Raw genomic sequence first — 21,248 nt, 5'->3', positions numbered from 1 at the left:
GTACGGGCCCGGCCGCGTTCCGGGCGCCTGATCAGGAAGGTCGCCCATGAACGCGCACCCGTCGTCACCCCCCGAGACCTCCCCGGCCGGCAAGTCCCGGCGGACGGCAACGCCACCGCCACCAAAGTCGGCGGACCGGCCACCGGCCGCGTCCTTCGACGCGCTCGGACTGCCGCCGGCGCTGCTGAAGACGATGACCGGCCTGGGGGTGACGGAGCCGTTCCCCATCCAGGCGGCGACCCTGCCCGACGCGCTGGCCGGCCGCGACGTCCTCGGCCGCGCGCGGACCGGCTCCGGCAAGACGCTGGCCTTCGGGCTCCCCCTGCTCGTCCGGACCGCGGGCCGGCGGGCCGAATCGAAACGGCCGCTCGCGCTGGTCCTGGTGTCCACGCGGGAACTCGCACAGCAGGTGAGCGACGCGCTGACACCGTACGCGCGGACACTCGGCGTGCGTCTGGCGACGGTGGTCGGCGGCCTGGCGATCAACCGGCAGGCGGCCGAGCTGCGCGCCGGCGCCGACGTGGTCGTCGCGACGCCGGGGCGCCTGGCCGACCTGGTGTCGCGCCGTGACTGCCACCTGAACAACGTGCGGATCACGGTGCTGGACGAGGCGGACCAGATGTGCGACCTGGGATTCCTCCCGCAGGTCACGGGCATCCTGGACCAGGTGCCCGCCGACGGGCAGCGGCTGCTGTTCTCGGCCACCCTCGACCGCGACGTCGACCAGCTGGTGCGGAGCCATCTGCACGACCCGGTGGTCGTGTCCGTCGACCCGGCGTCGGCCTCGGTCACCACGATGGAACACCACGTGCTGACCATTCACCCCGCCGACAAGTACGCGACCGCGACGGAGATCGCCGCACGGGACGGCCGGGTGCTGATGTTCCTGGACACCAAGGCCGGGGTGGACCGCTTCACCCGCCACCTGCGGGACAGCGGCGTGCGGGCCGCCGCCCTGCACAGCGGGAAGTCGCAGCCGCAGCGCACCCACACACTCGCCCAGTTCGTGGAGGGCAGGGTCACCGTGCTGGTGGCCACCAACGTGGCGGCGCGGGGCATCCACGTCGACGCGCTCGACCTCGTCGTCAACGTCGATCCGCCGGCCGACGCCAAGGACTACCTGCACCGCGGCGGGCGCACGGCGCGCGCCGGGGAGTCCGGGAGTGTCGTCACCCTGGTCACGCCCGAGCAGCGGCGCGAGGTGAACCGGATGATGTCCGACGCCGGGATCCGGCCGACGATCACCCCGGTGCGCTCCGGCGAGGCGAAGCTGACCGCCATCACCGGTGCGAAGCGCCCGCCGGACGGGGCGCGGACCAGCGGTGGCAACATCCCCTTCCGCGGCCACGGCGCGCGTTCGGGACGGCCCGCGAAGGAGTCCCGCAAGACGGCCGAGGCCCGCAAGGCCGCGGAGGCCCGCGCGGCGGCCCGGGTGCGCAAGGGCCGCTGACCCGGGACGGTCCTCTCGGAGCGGGACGGGCTCCGAGAACTTTGAACACATCGATGACAAAGTATGGACATGTCAAGCGGAAGTCTCCTACCTTGGCGGCGGAAGTGCAGTCCCACCGCACGAGACCGGAACGCTTTCCGGCACGGTCCGGTCCCCATGCCCTGGAGGACCAATGCGCCAACGCCTGTTCTCGCGTGCCCGAAGACACCTCATCCTGTTACTGGCCTCGGCCGTCTCCGTCGGCGGCGTCCTGGCCGCTCCGGCGTCCTCGGCCGCTCCCGCGGACCTGCCGCCGCAGGAACCCGGCGTCACACTGCGCGTGTTCGACGTACAGACGCCGCTGAACGAGCTGTGCACCCTCAAGCCCGGCCAGACACCCAACCACGACGAACTGATGCCGACGGTCGACTGGTCCAGCACCGCCGACTTCGGCGGGATCGCCGACAACTTCGTCTCCGAGGCCTCCGGTTACCTGGTCGCGCCGCGTGACGGCACCTACGTGTTCCGGCTCACCAGCGACGACGGTTCACGGCTGAGCCTGGACGACGCCACGGTGATCGACCACGACGGGCTGCACGGCGCGGAGCCGAAGGACGGCACGGTCGAGCTGACCGCGGGAGCGCATCCGCTGCGCGTCGAACACTTCGACCGCGGCGGCGGACAGCGGCTTCAGCTCTCCTGGATGCCGCCGGGCGAGAGCGAGTTCACCGTCGTGCCCCGCGAGGCCCTGAGCACCGACGCCGGGGTCGTCCGGGTGACGGCGCCGGGCCGCAAGGAGTGCGAGGCCGGCGGCGACACCCCCGGCGACGGCCTGCCGCTGACCTCCGTACGCCCCGACCTCACCCTCACCCACCTGCGCCCCGACGGGTTCGAGCCGCAGGTCAGCGGCATGGACTGGCTGCCCGACGGACGCCTCGCCATCAGCACCTGGGGCGGCACCGACAACGTTGCCGGAGAGGTGTACCTGCTCGACAACGTCACCGGCGAGACCAGCCGCGACAAGGTCACCGTCAAGAAGGTGGCGAGCGGGCTGCGCGAACCGATGGGCATCAAGTACGTCGACGGCTCGCTCTACGTCTCGCAGAAGCACGAACTGACCCGGCTCGTCGACCGGAACGACGACGAGGTGACCGACGAGTACCGCACGGTCGCCACCTGGCCGTACGGAGGCAACTTCCACGAGTTCGCGTTCGGCCTGCTCTACCGCGACGGCCACTTCTACGTGAACCTCTCCGTCGCCATCGACCTCGGCGGCGCCACCACCAGCCCGCAGCCCGCGCCGGGCCGCGGAACGACGTACAAGATCAACAAGAGGACGGGGAAGATCACTCCGGTCGCGGGCGGGCTGCGCACGCCCAACGGCATCGGCTGGGGCCCCGGCGGCGGCCTCTTCACCACCGACAACCAGGGCGGCTGGCTGCCCTCCTCGAAGCTCGTCCAGATCAAGCAGGACCGCTTCTTCAACCACTACACCGAGCCCGCCGGCCCCTTCGAGGACTCCCCCGTCACCGAACCGGTGCTGTGGCTGCCGCAGAACGAGATCGGCAACTCGCCCTCCACCCCGCTGTACCTGCGAAAGGGCAGGTTCGCGGGCCAGATGCTGATCGGTGACGTCACCTACGGCGGCCTGCAACGCGCCTACCTGGAGAAGGTGAAGGGCCAGTACCAGGGCGCCGTCTTCCGCTACACCCAGGGCCTGGAGGCCGGTGTCAACCGCATCACCGTCGGACCCGACGGAGCGATCTACACCGGCGGCCTGGGCGCCGACGGCAACTGGGGCCAGGAGGGCAAGCTCAGGTTCGGTCTCCAGAAGCTGACGCCCAACGGCGGCAACACCTTCGACATCCAGAAGATGCGCGCCGTGCCGGGCGGCTTCGACCTGACGTACACCCAGCCGCTCTCCGAGGAGACCGCCGCGGAACTCGCCGCGCGCTACCGGGCCGAGCAGTGGCACTACACGCCGACCGCCGACTACGGCGGCCCGAAGATCGCCGAGGAGGAGCTGTCCGTACGCTCGGCGACCCTCTCGAAGGACGGCCGGACCGTCCGGCTTCGGCTGGACGGCCTCCAGCCGGACCGTGTGGTCCACGTGCGCTCCCCGCGCCCCTTCACCTCGGCGTCCGGTGAGACGCTGTGGAGCACCGAGGCCTGGTACACGCTCAACGAGATGCCCGGCAAGCAGCCGCCGCCCGCCACCCTCTACGAGGCGGAGGAAGCGCGCCTGACGGGCACGGCCGGGATCGACACCGACCACGTCGGCTACTCCGGCAGCGGATTCGTCGACCGGTACGACACCGAGGGCAGGGCCGCCACGACGTTCGACGTGACGGTCCCGGAGTCGGGCACCTACGACGTGGGTCTGCGCTACTCCAACGGCCCGAACCCGTTCGAGGGCACCAAGTCCCTCTCCCTGTACGCCAACGGCAAGAAGGTCCGGCAGACGGAACTCGCCTCCACCGGGGACTGGGACTCCTGGTCCACGCGGACCGAGAGCCTGAGGCTGCGCGCCGGCCACAACACCGTCTCCTACCGGTACGACCCGGGCGACACCGGCCACGTCAACCTCGACCTGGTCACCGTGCGCCCGCACGGTGCCCGCGTCGCGCTCTTCGACGGCACCGCCGCCTCGCAGGAGCAGTGGCAGCACACGGACGGGCGGCGCGTGGCCTGGCCGCTGGCCGAGGAGAAGTCGATGGAGGTGTGCTGCGGTGACATCCGCACCAAGGAGGCCTACCAGGACTTCAGGATGCACGTGGAGTTCCGCGTGCCGCTGCTGCCGCCGGACGTGACCGGACAGGACCGCGGCAACAGCGGCATCTTCCTCCAGGACCGCTACGAGCTCCAGATCCTCGACTCCTACGGTGACACCTCGCCGGCCACGAACGAGGCCGGCGCGATCTATCTGAAGAAGGCGCCCGACACCAACGCGGCGGCGGCCGCGGAGACATGGCAGACGTACGACATCGTCTTCCGCGCGGCGCGCTACGACGACAGCGGCCGCAAGACCGCCGACGCCCGGGTGACGGTGGTGTGGAACGGCGAGAAGGTCCACGACGACATCGCCCTCGACGGACCCACCGCGTCGGGCAGGGCCGAGACGCCGGCCGCCGGGGCGATCCGGTTGCAGGACCACGGGAACAAGGTCCGGTTCCGCGACATCCGGGTGGAACCGCTGGGCTGACCCACACACGTGCGGGGTGGGCCCTGACGGCCACCCCGCACGTCGTGCTCCCCACACCGGTCGGCCCGGGTCCGCCGCGCTCCTGTGGGTAGGGTGGTGAGAAGCCCCCCTGTGAATCGAACAAGGAGCGGAATTGAGCGAGCCGGCGTCCATCGCCCTGCAACTGGAGATCGCCCGGGAACTGGAGGTCGAGGAGACCTTCGACGCCGAACGGGAGATCGAACGCCGGGTGGCCTTCCTGGCCGAGCGGCTGACCTCCACCGGCCTGCGCTCCCTGGTGCTCGGCATCAGCGGCGGTGTCGACTCGACCACCGCCGGCCGGCTGTGCCAGCTCGCCGTCGAGCGGGCCCGGGCCGGGGGTCACGAGGCGGGCTTCTACGCGATGCGGCTGCCGCACGGAGTCCAGGCCGACGAGCACGACGCCCAGCTCGCGCTCTCCTTCATCAAGGCCGACCACGTGCTCACCGTGGACATCAAGCCCGCGAGCGACGCCGCGCTGGAGGCGCTGATCGCCGGCGGTGTGACCTTCCGTGACGCCCGGCACCAGGACTTCGTGCAGGGCAACGTCAAGGCCAGGCAGCGCATGATCGCCCAGTACGCCGTGGCCGGCGCGCACGACGGCCTGGTCGTCGGCACCGACCACGCCGCCGAGGCGGTCTCCGGCTTCTTCACCAAGTTCGGCGACGGTGCCGCCGACCTCGTCCCGCTGACCGGCCTCACCAAGCGCCGCGTGCGCGCGGTCGCGGACGCGCTGGGCGCGCCCGCCGAGCTGGTGCGCAAGGTACCGACGGCCGACCTGGAGACCCTCGACCCCGGCAAGGCCGACGAGGACGCCCTCGGAGTCAGCTACGAGGACATCGACGACTTCCTGGAGGGCAAGCCGGTGAAGGAGCAGGCCTTCGAGAAGATCGTCACCCGTTACCGGCTGACCGACCACAAGCGCCGGATGCCCATCGGTCCGTGAGGGAACGGCCCCCGGGTGACTCCTCAGTCGGGCACGACACGGAGCGGGTGGCGCACGTCGGCCAGCCGCTCCGACAGCTCCCACGGGCGGCGGCCGGTCCCGGCGTCCGCCGCCGGGGGTGACAGCCGCACCCGTGCCGGTCCGCCGCGCAGCTCAGCCCGGCCGTCCGGCCCGATGAACTCACCGCCGCGCGCGCTCTTCCGGTACTTCGCTTCCAATGAGGACGTGGTCGTCCGGTTCCTGACCGGCATGGGCACGGGCATCCGCGCGGAGCCGGCGGCCCGCCCCGTCGAGGAACCCCCGTCGGCGGCGTTGGGGAACGCCGTCTCGGTTCCCCACGCCGCCTGCGCCGGCCGTTCCGACAGGGCGCTGCGCGTGGTGCGGCTGATTCTGCGCACCCCGCCCCGCACGCACGCTTCCTGGAGCGTCAGGTCCGGTGGCCCGACGACCTTGAGCGCTGGAGCGACAGCGACAGCGACGAGGACTCCCTCTACCCGACCGACCGCGCCTTCGCCGTCATCGCCCCGGCCCCGGACAACGCCGGCTGACGGCGAGTGGCGTCGGGCAGACGGACGCGCTTCACATGCGGCTTGCCGCTCATCACCTTAATGTGACGGCTGAGGGGGTCGGACGGTCGACGGCCGGTTCAGCCGGCGGAAGGTGAGCTTCCATGGCTGAGCGGCTCAAAAGGTCCGGCCTGATCGGTGAGTTGTCCGCCGAATTCGCCGGCACGATGATCCTCATCCTCTTCGGCTGCGGCGTGGTGGCCCAGGTGGTCGCGGGCGGGGCCCTGACGGACCCCGAGGGCGGTCTCGGGGACCACGACAGCATCTCCTGGGCGTGGGGGCTCGGCGTCACCCTGGGCGTCTACGTGGCGGCGAGGCTGAGCGGTGCCCACATCAACCCCGCGGTGACCGTCGCCCTCGCCGTGTTCAAGGGATTCCCGTGGCGCAAGGTCGTTCCCTACGCGCTGGCCCAGACGGCCGGCGCCTTCGTGGCCGCCCTCCTGGTCCGCTGGAACTACACGGAGGCGCTGGCGAAGGCCGACCCCGGCCACACCATCAAGACGCAGTTCGTGTTCTCCACGCTCCCCGCCAACGGGAACACCGCTCTCCCGGTGCACGAGTGGGGCGCCTTCCGCGACCAGGTCATCGGCACCGCCATCCTGCTGCTGCTGATCCTGGCCCTCACGGACCTGCTGAACTCGCCGCCGGGCGCGAACCTGGCACCCTTCGTCATCGGCCTGGTCGTGGTGGCGATCGGCATGGCCTTCGGCACCAACGCGGGATACGCCATCAACCCGGCCCGCGACTTCGGCCCCCGACTGGCCAGTTTCCTCACCGGGTACGGCGGGGCATGGCGAGATCAGTACGGGAACCTCTACTTCTGGGTTCCGATCGTCGGCCCGCTGATCGGTGGCGTGCTCGGCGCGGGTCTGTACAAGGTTTTCATCGGCCGGTTCCTGCCCACGGCGGAGCCGGAGCCCACGGGGCGCGTACCGGCGCCCGAGGACTGACACCGGCCGGAGAGGCGGCACAGCATGGCGGACTTCATCGGCGCGGTGGACCAGGGGACCACCAGTACCCGGTTCATGATCTTCGACCACGGCGGCAACGAGGTGGCGAAGCACCAGTTGGAGCACGCCCAGATCCTCCCCCGCTCCGGGTGGGTGGAGCACGACCCGGTGGAGATCTGGGAGCGCACCAACTCGGTGATGCAGAACGCCCTGCGTTTCAGCGGGCTGTCGGCGACCGACCTGGCGGCGATCGGCATCACCAACCAGCGGGAGACCACCGTGGTGTGGGACTCCCGCAACGGCCGCCCCTACTACAACGCCATCGTGTGGCAGGACACCCGCACCGACGCCATCGCGGCGAACCTCGAACGTTCGGGCCGGGGCGAGGTCATCCGCCGCAAGGCCGGGCTGCCGCCGGCCACCTACTTCTCCGCCGGCAAGATCCAGTGGATCCTGGAGAACGTCGACGGCGTCCGTGAGGCGGCAAAGGCCGGGCACGCCCTCTTCGGCAACACGGACGCCTGGGTCCTGTGGAACCTGACCGGCGGTCCGGACGGCGGCATCCACGCCACCGACGTGACCAACGCGAGCCGCACCATGCTGATGGACCTGGAGACGCTCGACTGGGACGACGAACTGCTGGGCCTCTTCGGTGTCCCCCGGGCGATGCTCCCCACCATCAACCCCTCCTCGCACGCGGAGGCGTACGGTGTGGCCCGGACCTCCCGGCCGCTGCGCGCCGCCATCCCCATCGGCGGTGTGCTCGGCGACCAGCAGGCGGCCACCGTCGGACAGGTCTGCTTCGCACCCGGTGAGGCCAAGAACACCTACGGCACCGGCAACTTCCTGCTGCTCAACACCGGAACGGAACTGGTCCGCTCGCGGCACGGCCTGCTCACCACCGTGGCCTACCAGTTCGGCGACAGCCCGGTGGTCTACGCGCTGGAGGGCTCCATCGCGGTGACGGGGTCGGCGGTGCAGTGGCTGCGCGACCAGATGAGGATCATCAAGTCCGCGGCCGAGAGCGAGGTCCTCGCCCGTACCGTCGAGGACAACGGCGGCATGTACTTCGTTCCCGCCTTCTCGGGCCTGTTCGCCCCGTACTGGCGTTCCGACGCCCGGGGAGCGATCGTCGGCCTCGCCCGGTACAACGACAGCGCGCACCTGGCACGGGCGACGCTGGAAGCCATCTGCTACCAGAGCCGGGACGTCGTCGAGGCCATGGAACAGGACTCCGGAGCCCGCCTCGACGTGCTCCGGGTCGACGGGGGCGTCACCGCCAACGACCTGTGCATGCAGATCCAGGCCGACGTCCTCGGCGTACCGGTCAGCCGTCCCGTCGTCGCGGAGACCACCGCGCTCGGCGCGGCCTACGCGGCGGGACTGGCCACGGGGTTCTGGCGGGACACCGAGGAACTGCGCACCCACTGGCACGAGTCCAGGCGCTGGGAACCCCAGTGGTCCGACGACCGGCGCGCGCGGGGGTACGCCGGGTGGAAGGCGGCGGTGGAGCGCACACTCGACTGGGTCGAGGTCCCCTGAGCCGACGCTCGCCGGTCGGGGAAGGACTCGGGGTGAGGAGGGCAGCGGGCGTCGCCATAAGGTGAACCCCATGTCTGCCAGATTGAGTTCCGCGAGGACCCGCGCCGCGCTCCGCACCTCCGCGCGCACCTCCGCCGAGGTGCTGTTGATACTTGTCATGCTCGCAGTGGCCCTGTGGGTCCTCGGCCGCATGTGGTCGGTCGTGTGGCCGCTGATAGTCGGTCTCCTTCTGACCACGTTGACCTGGCCTTCGGCCCGTTTCCTGCGGCGGCACGGGTGGCGTCCCGCCCTGGCCGCCGCGGTGGTGACCGTGGCGTTCCTCCTGGTCCTCACGGGCATCGTGGCGCTGATCGCGGTGCCGATGTCCTCCGAGACCGACGAGTTGACCGCCGGCGTGATGGAAGGCATCGACCGGCTGCGCGACTGGGCCGCGGGGCCGCCGCTGAACATCGACGACGGCCAGATCACCAGTGCGCTCGACTCCGCGATGGCGCGCGTCCAGGACAGCATCGGCAGCGTGGTCAACACGGTGACCACGGGCCTGAGTACCGTGGTCAACGGCCTGATCACCGCGGTCCTTGGCGTCTTCCTGATGTTCTTCTTCCTGAAGGACGGGCCGCGGTTCCTGCCGTGGCTCAGCCGCCAGCTGCCCGGCCGGCTCGCCACCGACGTCCCCGCCGTCGCCCTGCGCGGCTGGGAGACGCTGGGTTCCTTCGTCCGCTCGCAGGCACTCGTGGGTCTGCTCGACGCCGTCTTCATCGGCCTCGGACTGTGGATCCTGGGCGTGCCGCTCGTCCTGCCCCTCGCGGTGCTGACGTTCGTGTCCGCGTTCGTGCCGATCGTGGGTGCCCTGTTCGCGGGCTTCGTCGCGGTGCTCATCGCCCTGGTGTCGAACGGCCTGACGGACGCGCTGATCGTGCTGGCGATCATCGTCGTGGTGCAGCAGTTGGAGGGCAACGTGTTCCAGCCCCTCATCCAGAGCCGCGGCCTCGGTCTGCACGCGGCGGTGATCCTGCTGGCGGTGACCCTGGGCGGCAGCCTGGCCGGCATCGTGGGCAGTCTGCTCGCCGTGCCGGTCGCCGCGCTGATCGCGGTGGTCTGGAACTACGTACGCGAGCAGCTCGTCGATCCGCCGGAGGAGACCGCCACGGCCGACGCCTGAGGGGCGGGCCGCTCCACGCCACCGGACGGCGCCGTCTTGGCACCGTGCGCCTTCCGGTAGGCGGTCGGGGTCGGCCCCACGTCTCTGCGGAAGACGGCCCGGAAGTTGGCGGACGTACCGAACCCGGTCTCCCTGGCGATCCTCTCGACCGTCCAGTCGGAGGTCTCGAGCAGCATGCGCGCCCGAAGGAGTCTCTGCAGGACGACCCACTGCATGGGAGGCAGTCCGGTCTCACCCACGAAACGCCGGATGAAGGTCCTCCGCGACAACATGCTGTGGTCCGCCATCCGTTGGACGGTGATCGACGACCCCATGTTCTCGATCGCCCATTGCAGAGTCGCGCGCAGACTGTCGCGCGGAGGGGCTGACGCGTCCGTGTACTGCGGCTCGTCCGCACCGCGGACCGGGGAGAACACGACGTCCTTGGCCACGCTGTCCGCGGCGGCCGTCCCGAAGTCCGCCTGTACGACATGGAGACACGCGTCGATTCCCGCACCCGCGCCCGCGGACGTGAGAACCGACCCGTCCTCGACGAACAGCCGGTTCTCCACGACCTCGACATCCGGATACGCCACTCGGAGTTCGTCCGTGTGGCGCCAGTGTGTCGTGACCGTCTTTCCCTTCAGTATTCCGCCGGCCGCGAGAGCGAACACACCGGTGCAGACGGCGACCACACGGGCGCCCCGCTCGACGGCGGCCCGCAGCACTACGAGGTACCTCTCCGGAACCGGGCTCAGCGGGCCCTCGTAACCCGGGACAACGACGATGTCCGCGTCCTCGGCCTCAGCCAGCGAGTGAGTCGGCCGGACTTCCGCGGTCGCGTCGTGCTCTCCGCACACGAGCACTCGATAGCCCGGGTGCCGGCCGAACACGTGCCCCGCGATGCTGACGTCCAGCGCGTACGCGCGCGGCACCGCGAGGATCGCGACGACTGTGTGTTCACCACCGGATCGCACCGACGACTCCTCGCTTCCGTGCCTCCCCTCCAGCTTACGAGCACGGCCGTCCGGCCCGGGACCGGGTCCTGGCACGATCCTTGCCGCAAGTGGCACGACCGAGTCTGTTTCGCCCCGCCCCGGTTCTCATACGGTTCAGGCAGTCTCCTCAACCCCCCTTTTTTTGATGATGGGAATGCCATGAGCAACGCACGTCAGGTCGAGAGCTTCCAGGTCCCGTGGGAAAAGGACTACGGGTACGTCCAAGCGGTCAGGCACGGTGACACCATTTACCTCTCGGGTCAGGTGGCACACGACGGGACGGATCTCGTCGCCCCCGCTCCGGTCGACGAGGACGGACGGGTCACCGACTTCTCGCGCACGGCCGACCAGTTGCGCCAGTGCTATGCCAACGCGGCGGTGCTGCTGGGGCGTTTCGGCGCGTCGCTGGACGACGTCGTGGAAGAGGTCATTCACGCGATCGACGTCGACGCGGCCGACGCCGCGGCCGGGCCGGTACGCAAGGAGGCCTACGGCCGGCCGGATCCTCAGGTGGCCAGCACGATGGTCGGCACCCCGCGGCTGGCCTTCAGTGAACTGCTGGTCGAGGTCAGGTTCGTGGCCCGGGTCTGAGTACCGCTTCGCACCCGGGGCAAGATCCGTCGCGGCCCGGGGTCGCGTACCCCGGGCCGAACGGCCCCCGGCCTGGCCCGAGCGGCCCTCGTGCCCCGCCTCGCCCGGCGGCACGCTCGTATCCACCCGACACGCCCCCGCGTGCGGCCCGGGGGAACGACGAGACGCAGGGTGGTGTTCTCGTACCGTCCGGTTCGTCAGGCGGCTGCTCGCGGTGCGAGAACGAAAGGAGCCGGAGCGATGACCTCTTCCACCACCCTGGCCGCGGCCCTCCCCACCGACCACCGTGAACGACTCGTGCGGATCGCCCACGAGGTCTCCGTCCCGGAGGGCACCCGTCTCTTCGAGGAGGGCCGGCGCGCCGACCGGTTCTGGATCGTGCGGACCGGCACCGTGCACCTCGGTCTGTACGTTCCCGGTCGCCGAGCCCCCGCCTTCGGGGCGCTGGGCCACGGTGAACTGGTCGGCTGGTCCTGGCACTTCCCGCCCTGCATGTGGCAGCTGGGGGCGGAGGCCGCGACCCCCGTGCGGGCCTGGGAGTTCGACGCGGAGGCCATGCGGGAGTTGTGCGTCCGCGACCCCGGGTTCGGCCGGGCGGTCGCCGCCTGGGTCGGCAGGGTGGTGGCCCACCGTCCGCGATCGCGGACGCCGTCGCCTTCGCCGTCTCCCGGCCCGCCGGAGTGGACGTGAACGAGATCGCGGTACGGCCGGCCGCCAGTGTCCAGTAGCCCGAAAGCCTCCGGTGAACCGAACGCCGGGGCGGGGCACCCGGACCGCGTGCGCGCTCCGCTCTAACCGGCGTCCAACGGCCGTTCGAAGAAGGTCTCCAGCACCACCGTCGCCCGGGTACCGCTGACCCCGTCGATCGCGTGGAGGCGGCGCAGCACGTCCTGGAGGCGCTCGGTGGTGGCCGTGCGCACCTTCACCAGGACGGCCGCGCTGCCCGCGATCACGTGCGCCTCCTGGACCTCCGGCACGCGGGCGAACTCCTCGGCCCGGTCGCCCATCCACGCGGTGGAGTCGACCAGCACGAAGGCGAGGACCCCGCGGTCGAGCGCCTCGGGGTCCACGTCGACCGTGGTGGCCCTGATGACCCCCTGGTCGCGCAGCTTGCGTACGCGCTCGTGGGCGGCGCCCGCCGACAGGCCGACCGCCTTTCCCAGCGCGGCGTACGACCGGGTGGCGTCCCCCTGGAGCAACGCGATCAGCCGGCGGTCTATCTCATCAACTGACTTCACTCAGAGACCATATCTGATTCGGGTGATCGCGTGTTACGTTGAATCACATTCTGTTCGCTTCCGCTGGGAGGACACGATGTCCGCCGTCGACGGCCCGTACGAGACCCTGGACGACCGCTTCCGCACCGGACGCTGTACGAACGGTGACAGCAGGCTGGAAGTCCTGCACGACGGCTGCCGCTGGGCCGAGGGCCCGCTGTACCTCCCCGCCTGGCGCCAGCTGGTCTGGAGCGACATCCCCAACGACCGCATCCTGCGGTGGGACGAGGCCACCGGCGCGGTCGGCGTCTTCCGGACCCCGGCCGGCCACAGCAACGGCAACACGCTCGACCGGCAGGGCCGCCTGATCACCTGCGAACAGGGCAACCGCCGTGTCACCCGCACCGAACCCGACGGGACCGTGACCGTCCTCGCCGACCGCTACGACGGCAAGCGGCTCAACAGCCCGAACGACTCCGTCGTACGCTCCGACGGCACCGTCTGGTTCTCCGACCCGGACTTCGGCATCACCAGCGACTACGAGGGGCATCGCGCCGAGTCCGAGATCGGCGCGTGCAACGTGTACCGGATCGACCCGGCCACGGGCGACGTGCGGTTCGCCGCAGGCGGCTTCGACGGGCCCAACGGCGTCGTCCTGTCCCCCGACGAGACGCGGCTGTACGTCTCCGACTCCCGGGCCGCCCTGATCCACGCCTTCGACATCCGCGAGGACGGCACGCTGTCCGACGGGAAGGTCTTCGCCGAGGCCCGGGGGGACGTGCGCTTCGACAACATCCGCTTCGACGACGAGGGCCGCCTGTGGGCCGCCGCCCTGGACGACGGTGTCCACTGCTACGACCCCGACGGCACCCTCATCGGCCGGCTGCGCGTGCCCGAGCCCGTCTCCAACATCGCCTTCGGCGGCCCCAAGAACAACCGCCTGTTCATCACGGCGACCACCTCCCTGTACTCACTGGTGATGTCGGTGACGGGTGCGCCGCGCCTGTAGGGAGGACCGGGGCGGCCGGGGCGGCCGCGAAGAAGTGAACCGGTGTACGGGGGGCGGCCGTTGCGACGTAGGTTGTGATGAAGCACCCATGCCTCGGCTGAAAGACGGACCGTACCCATGAGCGACCCTGTGACGACACCCGGCACCGCAGCACACCAGAAGATCGACACCTCGGTGCCGCACTCGGCCCGGATCTGGAACTACTGGCTGGGCGGGAAGGACAACTACCCGGTCGACGAGGCGGCCGGCGACGCGTACACCGCCGTCTTCCCCGGCATCGTCACCGTCGCCCGCAGCAGCCGCGCCTTCCTGCGCCGCAACATCACGTACCTGGTCGCCGAGGCGGGTGTCCGGCAGTTCCTCGACATCGGGACGGGTCTGCCGACGGCCGACAACACCCATGAGGTCGCCCAGCGCATCGCCCCCGAGGCCCGGATCGTCTACGTCGACAACGACCCGATGGTCCTCGCCCATGCCCGCGCGCTGCTCTACTCCTCCCCCGAGGGGGCGACCGCCTACATCGACTCCGACGTACTCGACCCCGACAACGTCCTGACGGCCGCCGCCAGGACGCTGGACCTCGACCGGCCCGTCGCCCTCATCCTCAGCAACATCCTGGGGCACATGGCGGACCACGACCAGGCGCGTTCCGTCGTCACCCGGCTGATGGACGCGCTGCCGTCCGGCAGCTACCTCTCCGTCAACGACGGTTCACGAGGCATCGATCCGGAGTTCGACCGGGCCCAGGACGCCTACAACGAGAGCGGTGCCGCTCCGTACATCCTGCGCACCGTCGATCAGATCACGGCGTTCTTCGACGGCCTGGAGCTCGTGGACCCCGGAGTCGTACCGGTCACCCACTGGCGTCCGGAGGCCGGCTCCGCCCCCGCGAAGCCCATCGGGGAACACGGCGGCCTCGCCCGCAAGCCGTAGCGCCCGGGCCGCGGACGGCGAGTGCCACGTCCCCCGTACGTGGCACTCGCCGCCGGGGCTCGCCCCACTCGACCGACTCGACCGACAGGAGCAGCATCCATGCCCGAGTGGCCGTTGCCCGAGACGTTCCCCAGCGGCTCCGGGGCCGTCCGCTGGAACCGGCTGGGCGGAGCGGACCGGCCGCCCCTGGTCCTGCTGCACGGCACGCCGTTCTCCTCGTACGTCTGGCGTGCGGTGGCCCGTTCGCTGGCGCGTGACCATCAGGTGTTCGTCTGGGACATGCCCGGCTACGGCATGTCGGAGCAGTCCGCGGGCCAGGACGTGTCCCTCGCCGCCCAGGGCCGGGTGTTCGCCGAGCTGCTGGGCCACTGGGGCCTGGAGAACCCCCTCGTGGTCGCCCACGACTTCGGCGGTGCCGTCGCTCTGCGGGCCCATCTGCTGCACGGCGCCGCGTACCGGGCCCTCGCCCTGGTCGATCCGGTCGCGCTGGCACCGTGGGGTTCGCCGTTCTTCCGGCTGGTCCGCGACCACGCCGAGGTCTTCGAGCAGTTGCCCCCGGCGCTCCATGAGGCGCTGGTGCGCGAGTACGTGGCTTCCACCGGCGGGCCGGGGCTGCACCCGGTGGTCCTGGAGCGGCTCGTCGGTCCCTGGCTCGGCGAGTCGGGGCAGCCTGCCTTCTACCGGCAGATCGCCCAGGCGGATCAGCGGTACACCGACGAGATCCAGGACCGGTACGCCGGTATCAGTGTCCCGACGCTGGTCTGCTGGGGCGAGGAGGACGCCTGGATCCCCGTGGCGAAGGGGCGGGAACTCGCCGCCACCGTCCCCGGTGCCCGGTGGGAGCCGATCGCTCACGCGGGGCATCTCGTGCAGGAGGACGCGCCCGCCGAGCTCACGGCCGCGCTGCTCGGCTTTCTGCGCCGCGTCCCCTGACGGTCGCGCGGCGGTGTGCCGCGGGGCAGGGTGCCCGGGGGAACCGGCGTTCCCCCGGGGCACCCTGCCCCGTTCGGCGACCTCCCGGTCAGGCGGGGGTGATGTTCTCCGCCTGCGGGCCCTTCTGGCCCTGGGTGATGTCGAAGGTGACGGCCTGGCCTTCCTGCAGCTCGCGGTAGCCCTGGGCGTTGATGTTGGAGTAGTGCGCGAAGACGTCGGGACCGCCGCCGTCCTGCGCGATGAAGCCGAAGCCCTTTTCAGAGTTGAACCACTTGACGGTTCCGCTGGCCATGCCTTTGCCTTTCAGCCGATATCGGATCCGCACCGTGCGAACCCGGAGGTGGTCGTCCTGGTCCTCCGGCATTGCACAGCAAACCGCCCGCACTCCGGCGCGGGCGGTCTGGGCGAACCACGACATCTGCTGCTGACGCTACACGGCATATCCGAGCCTCACCAGTGAGTAAGGGGTGTGAGCGGCAACGATGTTGCGACCTGGAGCCCGTGACGGCGTGCGGGAAGCGCGTCACACCCGGTCATCAGCCGCGCAAGGCGCAAAAGACGCTCCTTCGCCTCCTCCCCGGTGACCGCTCGGCGACGAAGCCGTCGCCGTGCCCGCTGCCAGGGCGACCGGATGCGCGGGCGGTGAAGGCCGTCCCTGCGCCATATGGGGGAGACGGCGAGGCGACCGCACGACCCGGTTCCGTAAGTGGTCTAGCAATGAGTAGTCCACACACGGAGTCGGAGATCGATATGACCGTCAGGAAAGCGCTGGCCCTTGTGATCGGCGCTGCCATGTGCACCGGCGTGCTGGGAACCGGCTGCGCCCAGCAGCAGTCGGGCGCCTCCTTGCAGGACTCGCAGACGCCCGGCCGGTCCGCGTCGCAGCCGGCGTCCCCTCTGCCCGCTCCCCCGCGCTCCTTCCCCCGCCCCCTCCCCGGGATCGGACCGGCGATGCGGGCCCGTGTTCCGGACGCCTCCCGGCAGGCCCTGGTGGTCACGGGCGCGACGGAGAGTTCGTCCGAGGCGCGGGCGGTGCTCTACGAGCGGTACCCCGCACAGGGCTGGCGCGCCGTCGCCGGTCCCTGGCCCGCCCACAACGGGCTGCGCGGCTGGACCGACGACCACGAGGCGGGCGACCTGCACACACCCATCGGCGTCTTCCGCCTCAGTGACGCGGGAGGCCGGCTGCCCGACCCGGGGACCCGGCTCCCCTACGACCAGGATCCGCAGTTCGCCGTGTCGGGCACCGGGCATCTCGGCGAGCCGCTGGAGGGTTCGTTCGACTACGTGATCGCCATCGACTACAACCGGGTCTCCGGCACCACCCCGCTGGACAAGACCCGCCCGCTGGGCGAGGACAAGGGCGGCGGGGTGTGGATCCACGTGGACCATCACGGGCCGACCAACGCCTGCGTGTCCTTGAGCGCGGAGCACATGCGCGCGCTGCTCAACGGCCTGGATCCGGACAAGGAGCCGGTCGTCGTCATGGGACCGGAGTCGGTCCTGGCGCGGTAGGACGGCCCGCGGGTGTCCACCGGTCCTGGACGCCCGGTGTGAGACGGCGACGTAGCGCCGTGTCCCCCCGGGCCGGGCGGAACGTACCGGTTCGTGTCACGCGGGCTTGACTGGGCGGGTCGCTCTCGGCCTACTGGAGACACGACTGGGCGTATTCGGGGGACTGATCCAGTGCTGGCCCGTATGTCAGCCCCCGGCCGGGACGCAGGTCAGGAGTCCGACAGTGCGGCGTCGATGGGCAGCGGCGGCAGTTCTGCTGACCTGGGCGCTGCTGCATCTCGTCGCCGCCCGGCCACCGGGGCTCGGGGAGCCGGTGGCGGACCGTGGCACGGCGGCGATGTCGGCAGCGGTCTCCGTGACGGTGGCGGCCGAGTCGGCCGGGGAGCCGTGCCCGCGCGAAGGGGACCCGTCGCCCCGTCAGGTCGCCGCCCGGTCACCGAGGAGCGCGGGAACCGTCGGGAGCGGCGACGGCGTGGCCGCCCGCGCCCCGGCCCGGACATGCGCCGCGTGGCAGGACGGCACGGGCCTTCGCCCGCCGGGGCCGCCCGGCGGGCCGGGAGCGGACGAGGCCTCCCGAAAAGGACCCGAACCGCGCACGTATCGCTGCTGAGCAACGGCGGTACCGACAACGGCCTGCGCCGCGCGGCCTGAGTACCGCCCGCCGACACGCGGTTGCCAGCAGGTCTTCATGTGTCCGGAGTGACGACGACGCAGGAGGCAGGCGAATGTCCGACAAACGCATGGACGTGATCGGGCCGGGAGAGCTCGGCGCGGACGACCGCAAGATGTGGCGGGAGCTCAGAACCGCCTCCCGAGCCCCGGCGAATCCGTTCATGGACCCGGCGTTCACCGCGGCGGTCGGGCTGGTCAGACCGCGGGCCAGGGTCGCGGTGCTGCGGGAGGACGGGGTGCCTGTCGGGTACTTCCCGCACGAGCGGGGCTTCGCCGGGCGCGGGCGGGCCATCGGACTCGGGGTGTCGGACAGTCAGGGCGTCGTGCTGCGCGAGGGCGTTCGCCTCGACGCCCGCGCCCTGCTGCGGGCCTGTGCCCTCTCGTCCTGGGAGTTCGACAGTCTCGAGGCGGGCCAGCACCCGTTCCTGCCCCACGCTACCGAGGGGCTCGCCTCACCGGTCGTCGACCTCGATGACGGGTTCGAGCGGTACGCGCAGAGCCTGCGCCACGGCTCGCCGGGCTTCCTCAAGCAGACCCTCGCCAAGGAGCGGAAACTGGCCCGTCAGGTCGGTGAGGTGCGTTTCGTGTACGACGACCCGGATCCCGGGGTGTTGCGGGCGCTCATGCGGTGGAAGTCCGCCCAGTACCGGCGCACGGGCCGCCGCGACCGGTTCGCGCAGGCGTGGATCACCCGGCTGGTGGACCTGCTCGCCCGGAGCGACGATCCCGAGTGCCGTGGGATGACGTCCGTGCTCTACGCCGACGGCCGGCCCGTGGCGGCCCACTTCGGGCTGCGCTCGCCCACGGTCCTGTCCTGGTGGTTCCCGGCGTACGACCGGGCGTACGGCAAGTACTCCCCCGGGCTCGTGCTGCTGTGGCGGATGCTGGAGGCGGCTGCCGCCGACGGGATCGAGCTGGTCGATCTGGGCAGCGGGCCGGCGCGGTACAAGGAGTCGTTCAAGACACGTGACCTGAAGGTGCACGCGGGCGCCGTGGTTCTCCCCGGGCCGGGCGGCGCCCTTGACCGGTTGGGACGGGAGCCGGCCCGAGCCGCCCGCCGGTTCGTGCGTGACCGGCCGCGGCTGGCCCGCACCGCCGCCCGGACGCTGGAGGAACTGGGGCGGTTGCGCGACCGTTGACCCCGTCGGGCAGGTGCGCGGGGCGGCGTTCCGCCACGGCACACGATGGCTCACCGTGTGCCGTGGCGGGATCCGCGCCGGAGCCGGTGCTCAGCCGACGGGCGGCATGTCGGTGGGTGCCGAGTCGAGGCCCGGCCTGCGCTCACGCCAGGCGCCGCGGGTGAAGTCGGGTATCTCCACCGGCCGGCCGTCCTTGGCCAGCGACTTGACGCTCAGCGGAACGGGGGCGCACCAGGCGGCCGAGTCGTAGACGTCGATGTCCGGCACCAGTCCCGCCCGCATCAGCTGGACGGTGCGCCACTGCAGAATGTAGTCCATCCCGCCGTGGCCGCCGTTGTTCGCGGCGTCGTCGCCGACCTTCTGCCACAGCCAGTGGTCGTACTCCTTGCGGTAACCCTCGAAGTCGCGCCAGGTGTGGCCGCCGTGGTCCGGTTCGACGTAGATCCGGGCCCCGGTCGGGGAGGGCCCCGCGTAGTCCTCGACGATGCCGCGGCTGCCGGCGAGGGTGTTGATCCTGCTGTACGGCCGGGGCGAACTCACGTCGTGCTCCGCCCGGATCGTCCTGCCCTTCTCCGTTTCGATCATGCAGGTGACCAGGTCACCGTTGATGTAGGTCTCTTTCCAGGAGGGGTGGTCCCTGGGGACGAAGCGTGCACGGTAGTCGGCCAGTCCCCTGGGGGCCGTCGCGGTGGCGCGCAGCGTGGTCATGCGGTCGCCGCGGTTGATGTCCATGGCCGCGGCGATCGGCGCCAGCCCGTGCATGGGGTAGAAGGAGGCGGTACTGCGGGTGTGCCACAGGCGCCGCCAGGAGTCCGTGTAGTAGGTGTCGGAGAAGAGGAGTTCGCGCAGGTCGTGGAGGTAGCCGCCGTGGCCGTTGGTGATGTTCCCGAACAGGCCGTCGTGCGCTGCCCTGAGCATGGCCAGCTCGTTGCGGCCGTAGTTGCAGTTCTCGGACAGGAGAAGGTGCCTGCGGGTGCGCTCCGAGGTCTCGACCAGGTCCCACAGCTGGCGCAGTTCCGTCGCGATGGGGAGTTCCACCACGGCGTGTCTGCCGCTGAGCAGCGCCGCCCTGCCGTGCTCGTAGTGGAACTCCCACGGCGTGGCCACGTACACCAGGTCGATGTCGTCCCGCCTGAGCATCCGGGCGTAGGAGTCGGCCGAGCCGCCGTACTCGGCGGGGCGCGGCCTGCCCTTGTCCTCCAGACGGTCGGCGGCGCGTTCGGCACGGTCGGCGCGGATGTCGCAGACGGCTGTCACCGTGCAGCCGGGGACGGCCGCCCAGCCGGTGATCATGCCGCTGCCCCGGTTGCCGAGGCCGATGACACCGACGCGCACGGTTCTGTGGGCGTCGAACGGGACGCCGATCATCGACTTCTGGCCGGGCCTGCGGCGGGGCGCCTGCTCGGCCGCCGCCGACGCGGACGAAACGGTCATCCCGGCGGCGAGCGCGCCGGTGGCGACGGCGCCGCCCAGGAGCAGTCGGCGTGAGACAGCGGGCGTTTCGGACATGACGGCAACACACTCCTCGTGGGCGGTGGCATCACGGTCGGGGCACTGTCGGGCGGTGTCGAGCGCGGTCGAGCAGGCTGAGCGGGGAGAACAGGGGTGAACAGACTGAGCAGGCCGAGCAGGCCGAGCTGTCGAACACTTTCGGGGCAAAACTCTGCGGGCTCAGCAGTTACATGTCAATACGTGCTCGATACATAGCCGTTCCGAGCAACTCCGCGCATCGAACGGAGCCGCGTTCCGTCCCGCACCACTTCTCGCAAGAGGGGGAGTCCGGTCGCACGGGCCCAGGGTGCACACCCCGGCACCTGGTGGGGACGGTCAGAACAGCCGTTCCTGGGCGGGCGAGGGCGTCGACCGCCGGTTCCGGCGCGGGGCACTCGGTGCGGGCGCCGCGTCCCCGAACAGCGGTGCCGTGCCGTACTCGTCCGGCTCGGCGGGGACAGTGGTGGGACCGGTGCCCACGTTGAGGACCAGTGGGGCGTCCCGGTCGAAATCGCCCGGTGTCATCGCCACCCACTCACGGTCCTGCCGCTCACCCACGCACCGACACCTCTCTCGCGCCGCCCGCCGCGACCACGCGACGCTACCAGCCCTGCGGCAGCCCGGTGATCACGGCTCCCGCCCGACTCGCCTCCATCGTTCCCGGGTGACCGGCCGCCGACGCGTCGTGATCGTCTCCGCGTGGAACGAGCCGTCTTCCGCGACGGGCCGTCTTCGGCCAGGTTCACGTCGGCGCGATGAAGTCGGGCGCGGTCGGGCGGCCGCGCACCCGCCCTGTCGTCCGGGCGGCGCGACGGGCCCGCCGTACCGGCGCGGTGGTCACCGGCGACCCATGACACCCACCCGTCCCGGTGGCGCGGCCTGGTGCGGCCCCGCGTACGGGGGAGAACGCGGGGCCGCACCAGCAAGCTATCGGAGTAATCCCCCGCCTGCCAGAC

18 protein-coding genes and 1 pseudogene are annotated in these 21,248 nt (G+C 71.2%); 14 read left to right on the top strand and 5 right to left on the bottom strand.

What is annotated here, in order from left to right:
• Positions 1 to 46: 46 nt before the first annotated feature.
• The 7 genes and pseudogenes from ACH4NX_RS02895 (at position 47) to ACH4NX_RS02865 (ending at position 9,815) form a co-directional block, all read left to right on the top strand.
• Positions 47 to 1,450: a DEAD/DEAH box helicase gene (locus ACH4NX_RS02895; RefSeq protein ID WP_351393933.1), complete on the top strand. Its 1,404-nt coding sequence runs from the start codon at positions 47 to 49 to the stop codon at positions 1,448 to 1,450.
• 172 nt (positions 1,451 to 1,622) lie between these two features.
• On the top strand, positions 1,623 to 4,631 hold the full coding sequence (locus ACH4NX_RS02890) for a family 16 glycoside hydrolase (RefSeq protein ID WP_398127425.1): 3,009 nt from the start codon (positions 1,623 to 1,625) through the stop codon (positions 4,629 to 4,631).
• A 133-nt stretch (positions 4,632 to 4,764) separates the two neighbouring features.
• Entirely contained in the window at positions 4,765 to 5,595 is an 831-nt protein-coding gene (nadE, locus tag ACH4NX_RS02885) for an ammonia-dependent NAD(+) synthetase (RefSeq protein WP_351393927.1), read from the top strand.
• A gap of 189 nt (positions 5,596 to 5,784) precedes the next feature.
• Positions 5,785 to 6,143 (top strand): annotated as a pseudogene (locus ACH4NX_RS02880) (TetR family transcriptional regulator); the annotation flags it as partial.
• Between the two features lie 122 nt (positions 6,144 to 6,265).
• Positions 6,266 to 7,111 carry an MIP/aquaporin family protein gene (locus ACH4NX_RS02875; RefSeq protein WP_351393925.1) on the top strand — a complete coding sequence of 282 codons (846 nt, stop codon included), beginning with the start codon at positions 6,266 to 6,268 and terminating at the stop codon, positions 7,109 to 7,111.
• A gap of 24 nt (positions 7,112 to 7,135) precedes the next feature.
• Positions 7,136 to 8,653, top strand: coding sequence for a glycerol kinase GlpK (gene glpK, locus ACH4NX_RS02870; RefSeq protein ID WP_351393922.1), 1,518 nt, complete (start codon positions 7,136 to 7,138; stop codon positions 8,651 to 8,653).
• A 70-nt stretch (positions 8,654 to 8,723) separates the two neighbouring features.
• Complete coding sequence (locus ACH4NX_RS02865; protein WP_351393919.1) at positions 8,724 to 9,815, top strand: AI-2E family transporter; 1,092 nt, start codon at positions 8,724 to 8,726, stop codon at positions 9,813 to 9,815.
• Here the strand turns inward: ACH4NX_RS02865 and ACH4NX_RS02860 are convergent.
• Entirely contained in the window at positions 9,758 to 10,771 is a 1,014-nt protein-coding gene (locus ACH4NX_RS02860; RefSeq protein WP_398127424.1) for a GlxA family transcriptional regulator, read from the bottom strand. The genes ACH4NX_RS02865 and ACH4NX_RS02860 overlap by 58 nt on opposite strands.
• 180 nt (positions 10,772 to 10,951) lie before the next feature.
• On the opposite strand from ACH4NX_RS02860, the gene ACH4NX_RS02855 reads away from it, so the two are divergent.
• Both ACH4NX_RS02855 and ACH4NX_RS02850 read left to right on the top strand, forming a co-directional pair.
• Entirely contained in the window at positions 10,952 to 11,383 is a 432-nt protein-coding gene (locus tag ACH4NX_RS02855; RefSeq protein ID WP_351393913.1) for a Rid family hydrolase, read from the top strand.
• Between the two features lie 240 nt (positions 11,384 to 11,623).
• Positions 11,624 to 12,073, top strand: a complete 450-nt coding sequence (locus ACH4NX_RS02850; protein ID WP_398127423.1) for a cyclic nucleotide-binding domain-containing protein — start codon at positions 11,624 to 11,626, stop codon at positions 12,071 to 12,073.
• 101 nt (positions 12,074 to 12,174) lie between these two features.
• Here ACH4NX_RS02850 and ACH4NX_RS02845 read toward each other — a convergent pair whose 3' ends face one another.
• Entirely contained in the window at positions 12,175 to 12,621 is a 447-nt protein-coding gene (locus ACH4NX_RS02845; protein WP_398127422.1) for an Lrp/AsnC family transcriptional regulator, read from the bottom strand.
• 76 nt (positions 12,622 to 12,697) lie between these two features.
• Between ACH4NX_RS02845 and ACH4NX_RS02840 the strand changes: the two genes are divergently transcribed.
• The 3 genes from ACH4NX_RS02840 to ACH4NX_RS02830 all read left to right on the top strand — a co-directional run bounded on the left by ACH4NX_RS02840 (position 12,698) and on the right by ACH4NX_RS02830 (position 15,475).
• Positions 12,698 to 13,609 (top strand): SMP-30/gluconolactonase/LRE family protein, encoded by a 912-nt coding sequence (locus tag ACH4NX_RS02840; protein WP_351393907.1) that lies wholly within the window; start codon positions 12,698 to 12,700, stop codon positions 13,607 to 13,609.
• Between the two features lie 117 nt (positions 13,610 to 13,726).
• On the top strand, positions 13,727 to 14,542 hold the full coding sequence (locus ACH4NX_RS02835; protein WP_398127421.1) for an SAM-dependent methyltransferase: 816 nt from the start codon (positions 13,727 to 13,729) through the stop codon (positions 14,540 to 14,542).
• Between the two features lie 99 nt (positions 14,543 to 14,641).
• Positions 14,642 to 15,475, top strand: coding sequence for an alpha/beta hydrolase (locus tag ACH4NX_RS02830; protein ID WP_351393901.1), 834 nt, complete (start codon positions 14,642 to 14,644; stop codon positions 15,473 to 15,475).
• Positions 15,476 to 15,563: 88 nt separating this feature from the next.
• On the opposite strand, the gene ACH4NX_RS02825 is transcribed toward ACH4NX_RS02830, so the two are convergent.
• Positions 15,564 to 15,767 carry a cold-shock protein gene (locus ACH4NX_RS02825; protein ID WP_003978336.1) on the bottom strand — a complete coding sequence of 68 codons (204 nt, stop codon included), beginning with the start codon at positions 15,765 to 15,767 and terminating at the stop codon, positions 15,564 to 15,566.
• 458 nt (positions 15,768 to 16,225) lie between these two features.
• On the opposite strand from ACH4NX_RS02825, the gene ACH4NX_RS02820 reads away from it, so the two are divergent.
• Both ACH4NX_RS02820 and ACH4NX_RS02815 read left to right on the top strand, forming a co-directional pair.
• Positions 16,226 to 16,990 carry a L,D-transpeptidase family protein gene (locus tag ACH4NX_RS02820; RefSeq protein WP_351393896.1) on the top strand — a complete coding sequence of 255 codons (765 nt, stop codon included), beginning with the start codon at positions 16,226 to 16,228 and terminating at the stop codon, positions 16,988 to 16,990.
• A 725-nt stretch (positions 16,991 to 17,715) separates the two neighbouring features.
• Complete coding sequence (locus tag ACH4NX_RS02815; protein ID WP_398127420.1) at positions 17,716 to 18,801, top strand: GNAT family N-acetyltransferase; 1,086 nt, start codon at positions 17,716 to 17,718, stop codon at positions 18,799 to 18,801.
• Between the two features lie 90 nt (positions 18,802 to 18,891).
• Here the strand turns inward: ACH4NX_RS02815 and ACH4NX_RS02810 are convergent, their stop codons facing one another.
• Both ACH4NX_RS02810 and ACH4NX_RS02805 read right to left on the bottom strand, forming a co-directional pair.
• Positions 18,892 to 20,310 carry a Gfo/Idh/MocA family oxidoreductase gene (locus ACH4NX_RS02810; RefSeq protein WP_351393890.1) on the bottom strand — a complete coding sequence of 473 codons (1,419 nt, stop codon included), beginning with the start codon at positions 20,308 to 20,310 and terminating at the stop codon, positions 18,892 to 18,894.
• 318 nt (positions 20,311 to 20,628) lie between these two features.
• Positions 20,629 to 20,850 carry a hypothetical protein gene (locus tag ACH4NX_RS02805; RefSeq protein ID WP_351393888.1) on the bottom strand — a complete coding sequence of 74 codons (222 nt, stop codon included), beginning with the start codon at positions 20,848 to 20,850 and terminating at the stop codon, positions 20,629 to 20,631.
• Positions 20,851 to 21,248: the final 398 nt, after the last annotated feature.

The organism is Streptomyces sp. NPDC017225, from assembly GCF_044331465.1.
Classification (GTDB): domain Bacteria; phylum Actinomycetota; class Actinomycetes; order Streptomycetales; family Streptomycetaceae; genus Streptomyces.
The sequence above is the reverse complement of the archived record's forward strand: the minus strand, read 5'-3'. Positions and strand labels throughout refer to the sequence as shown.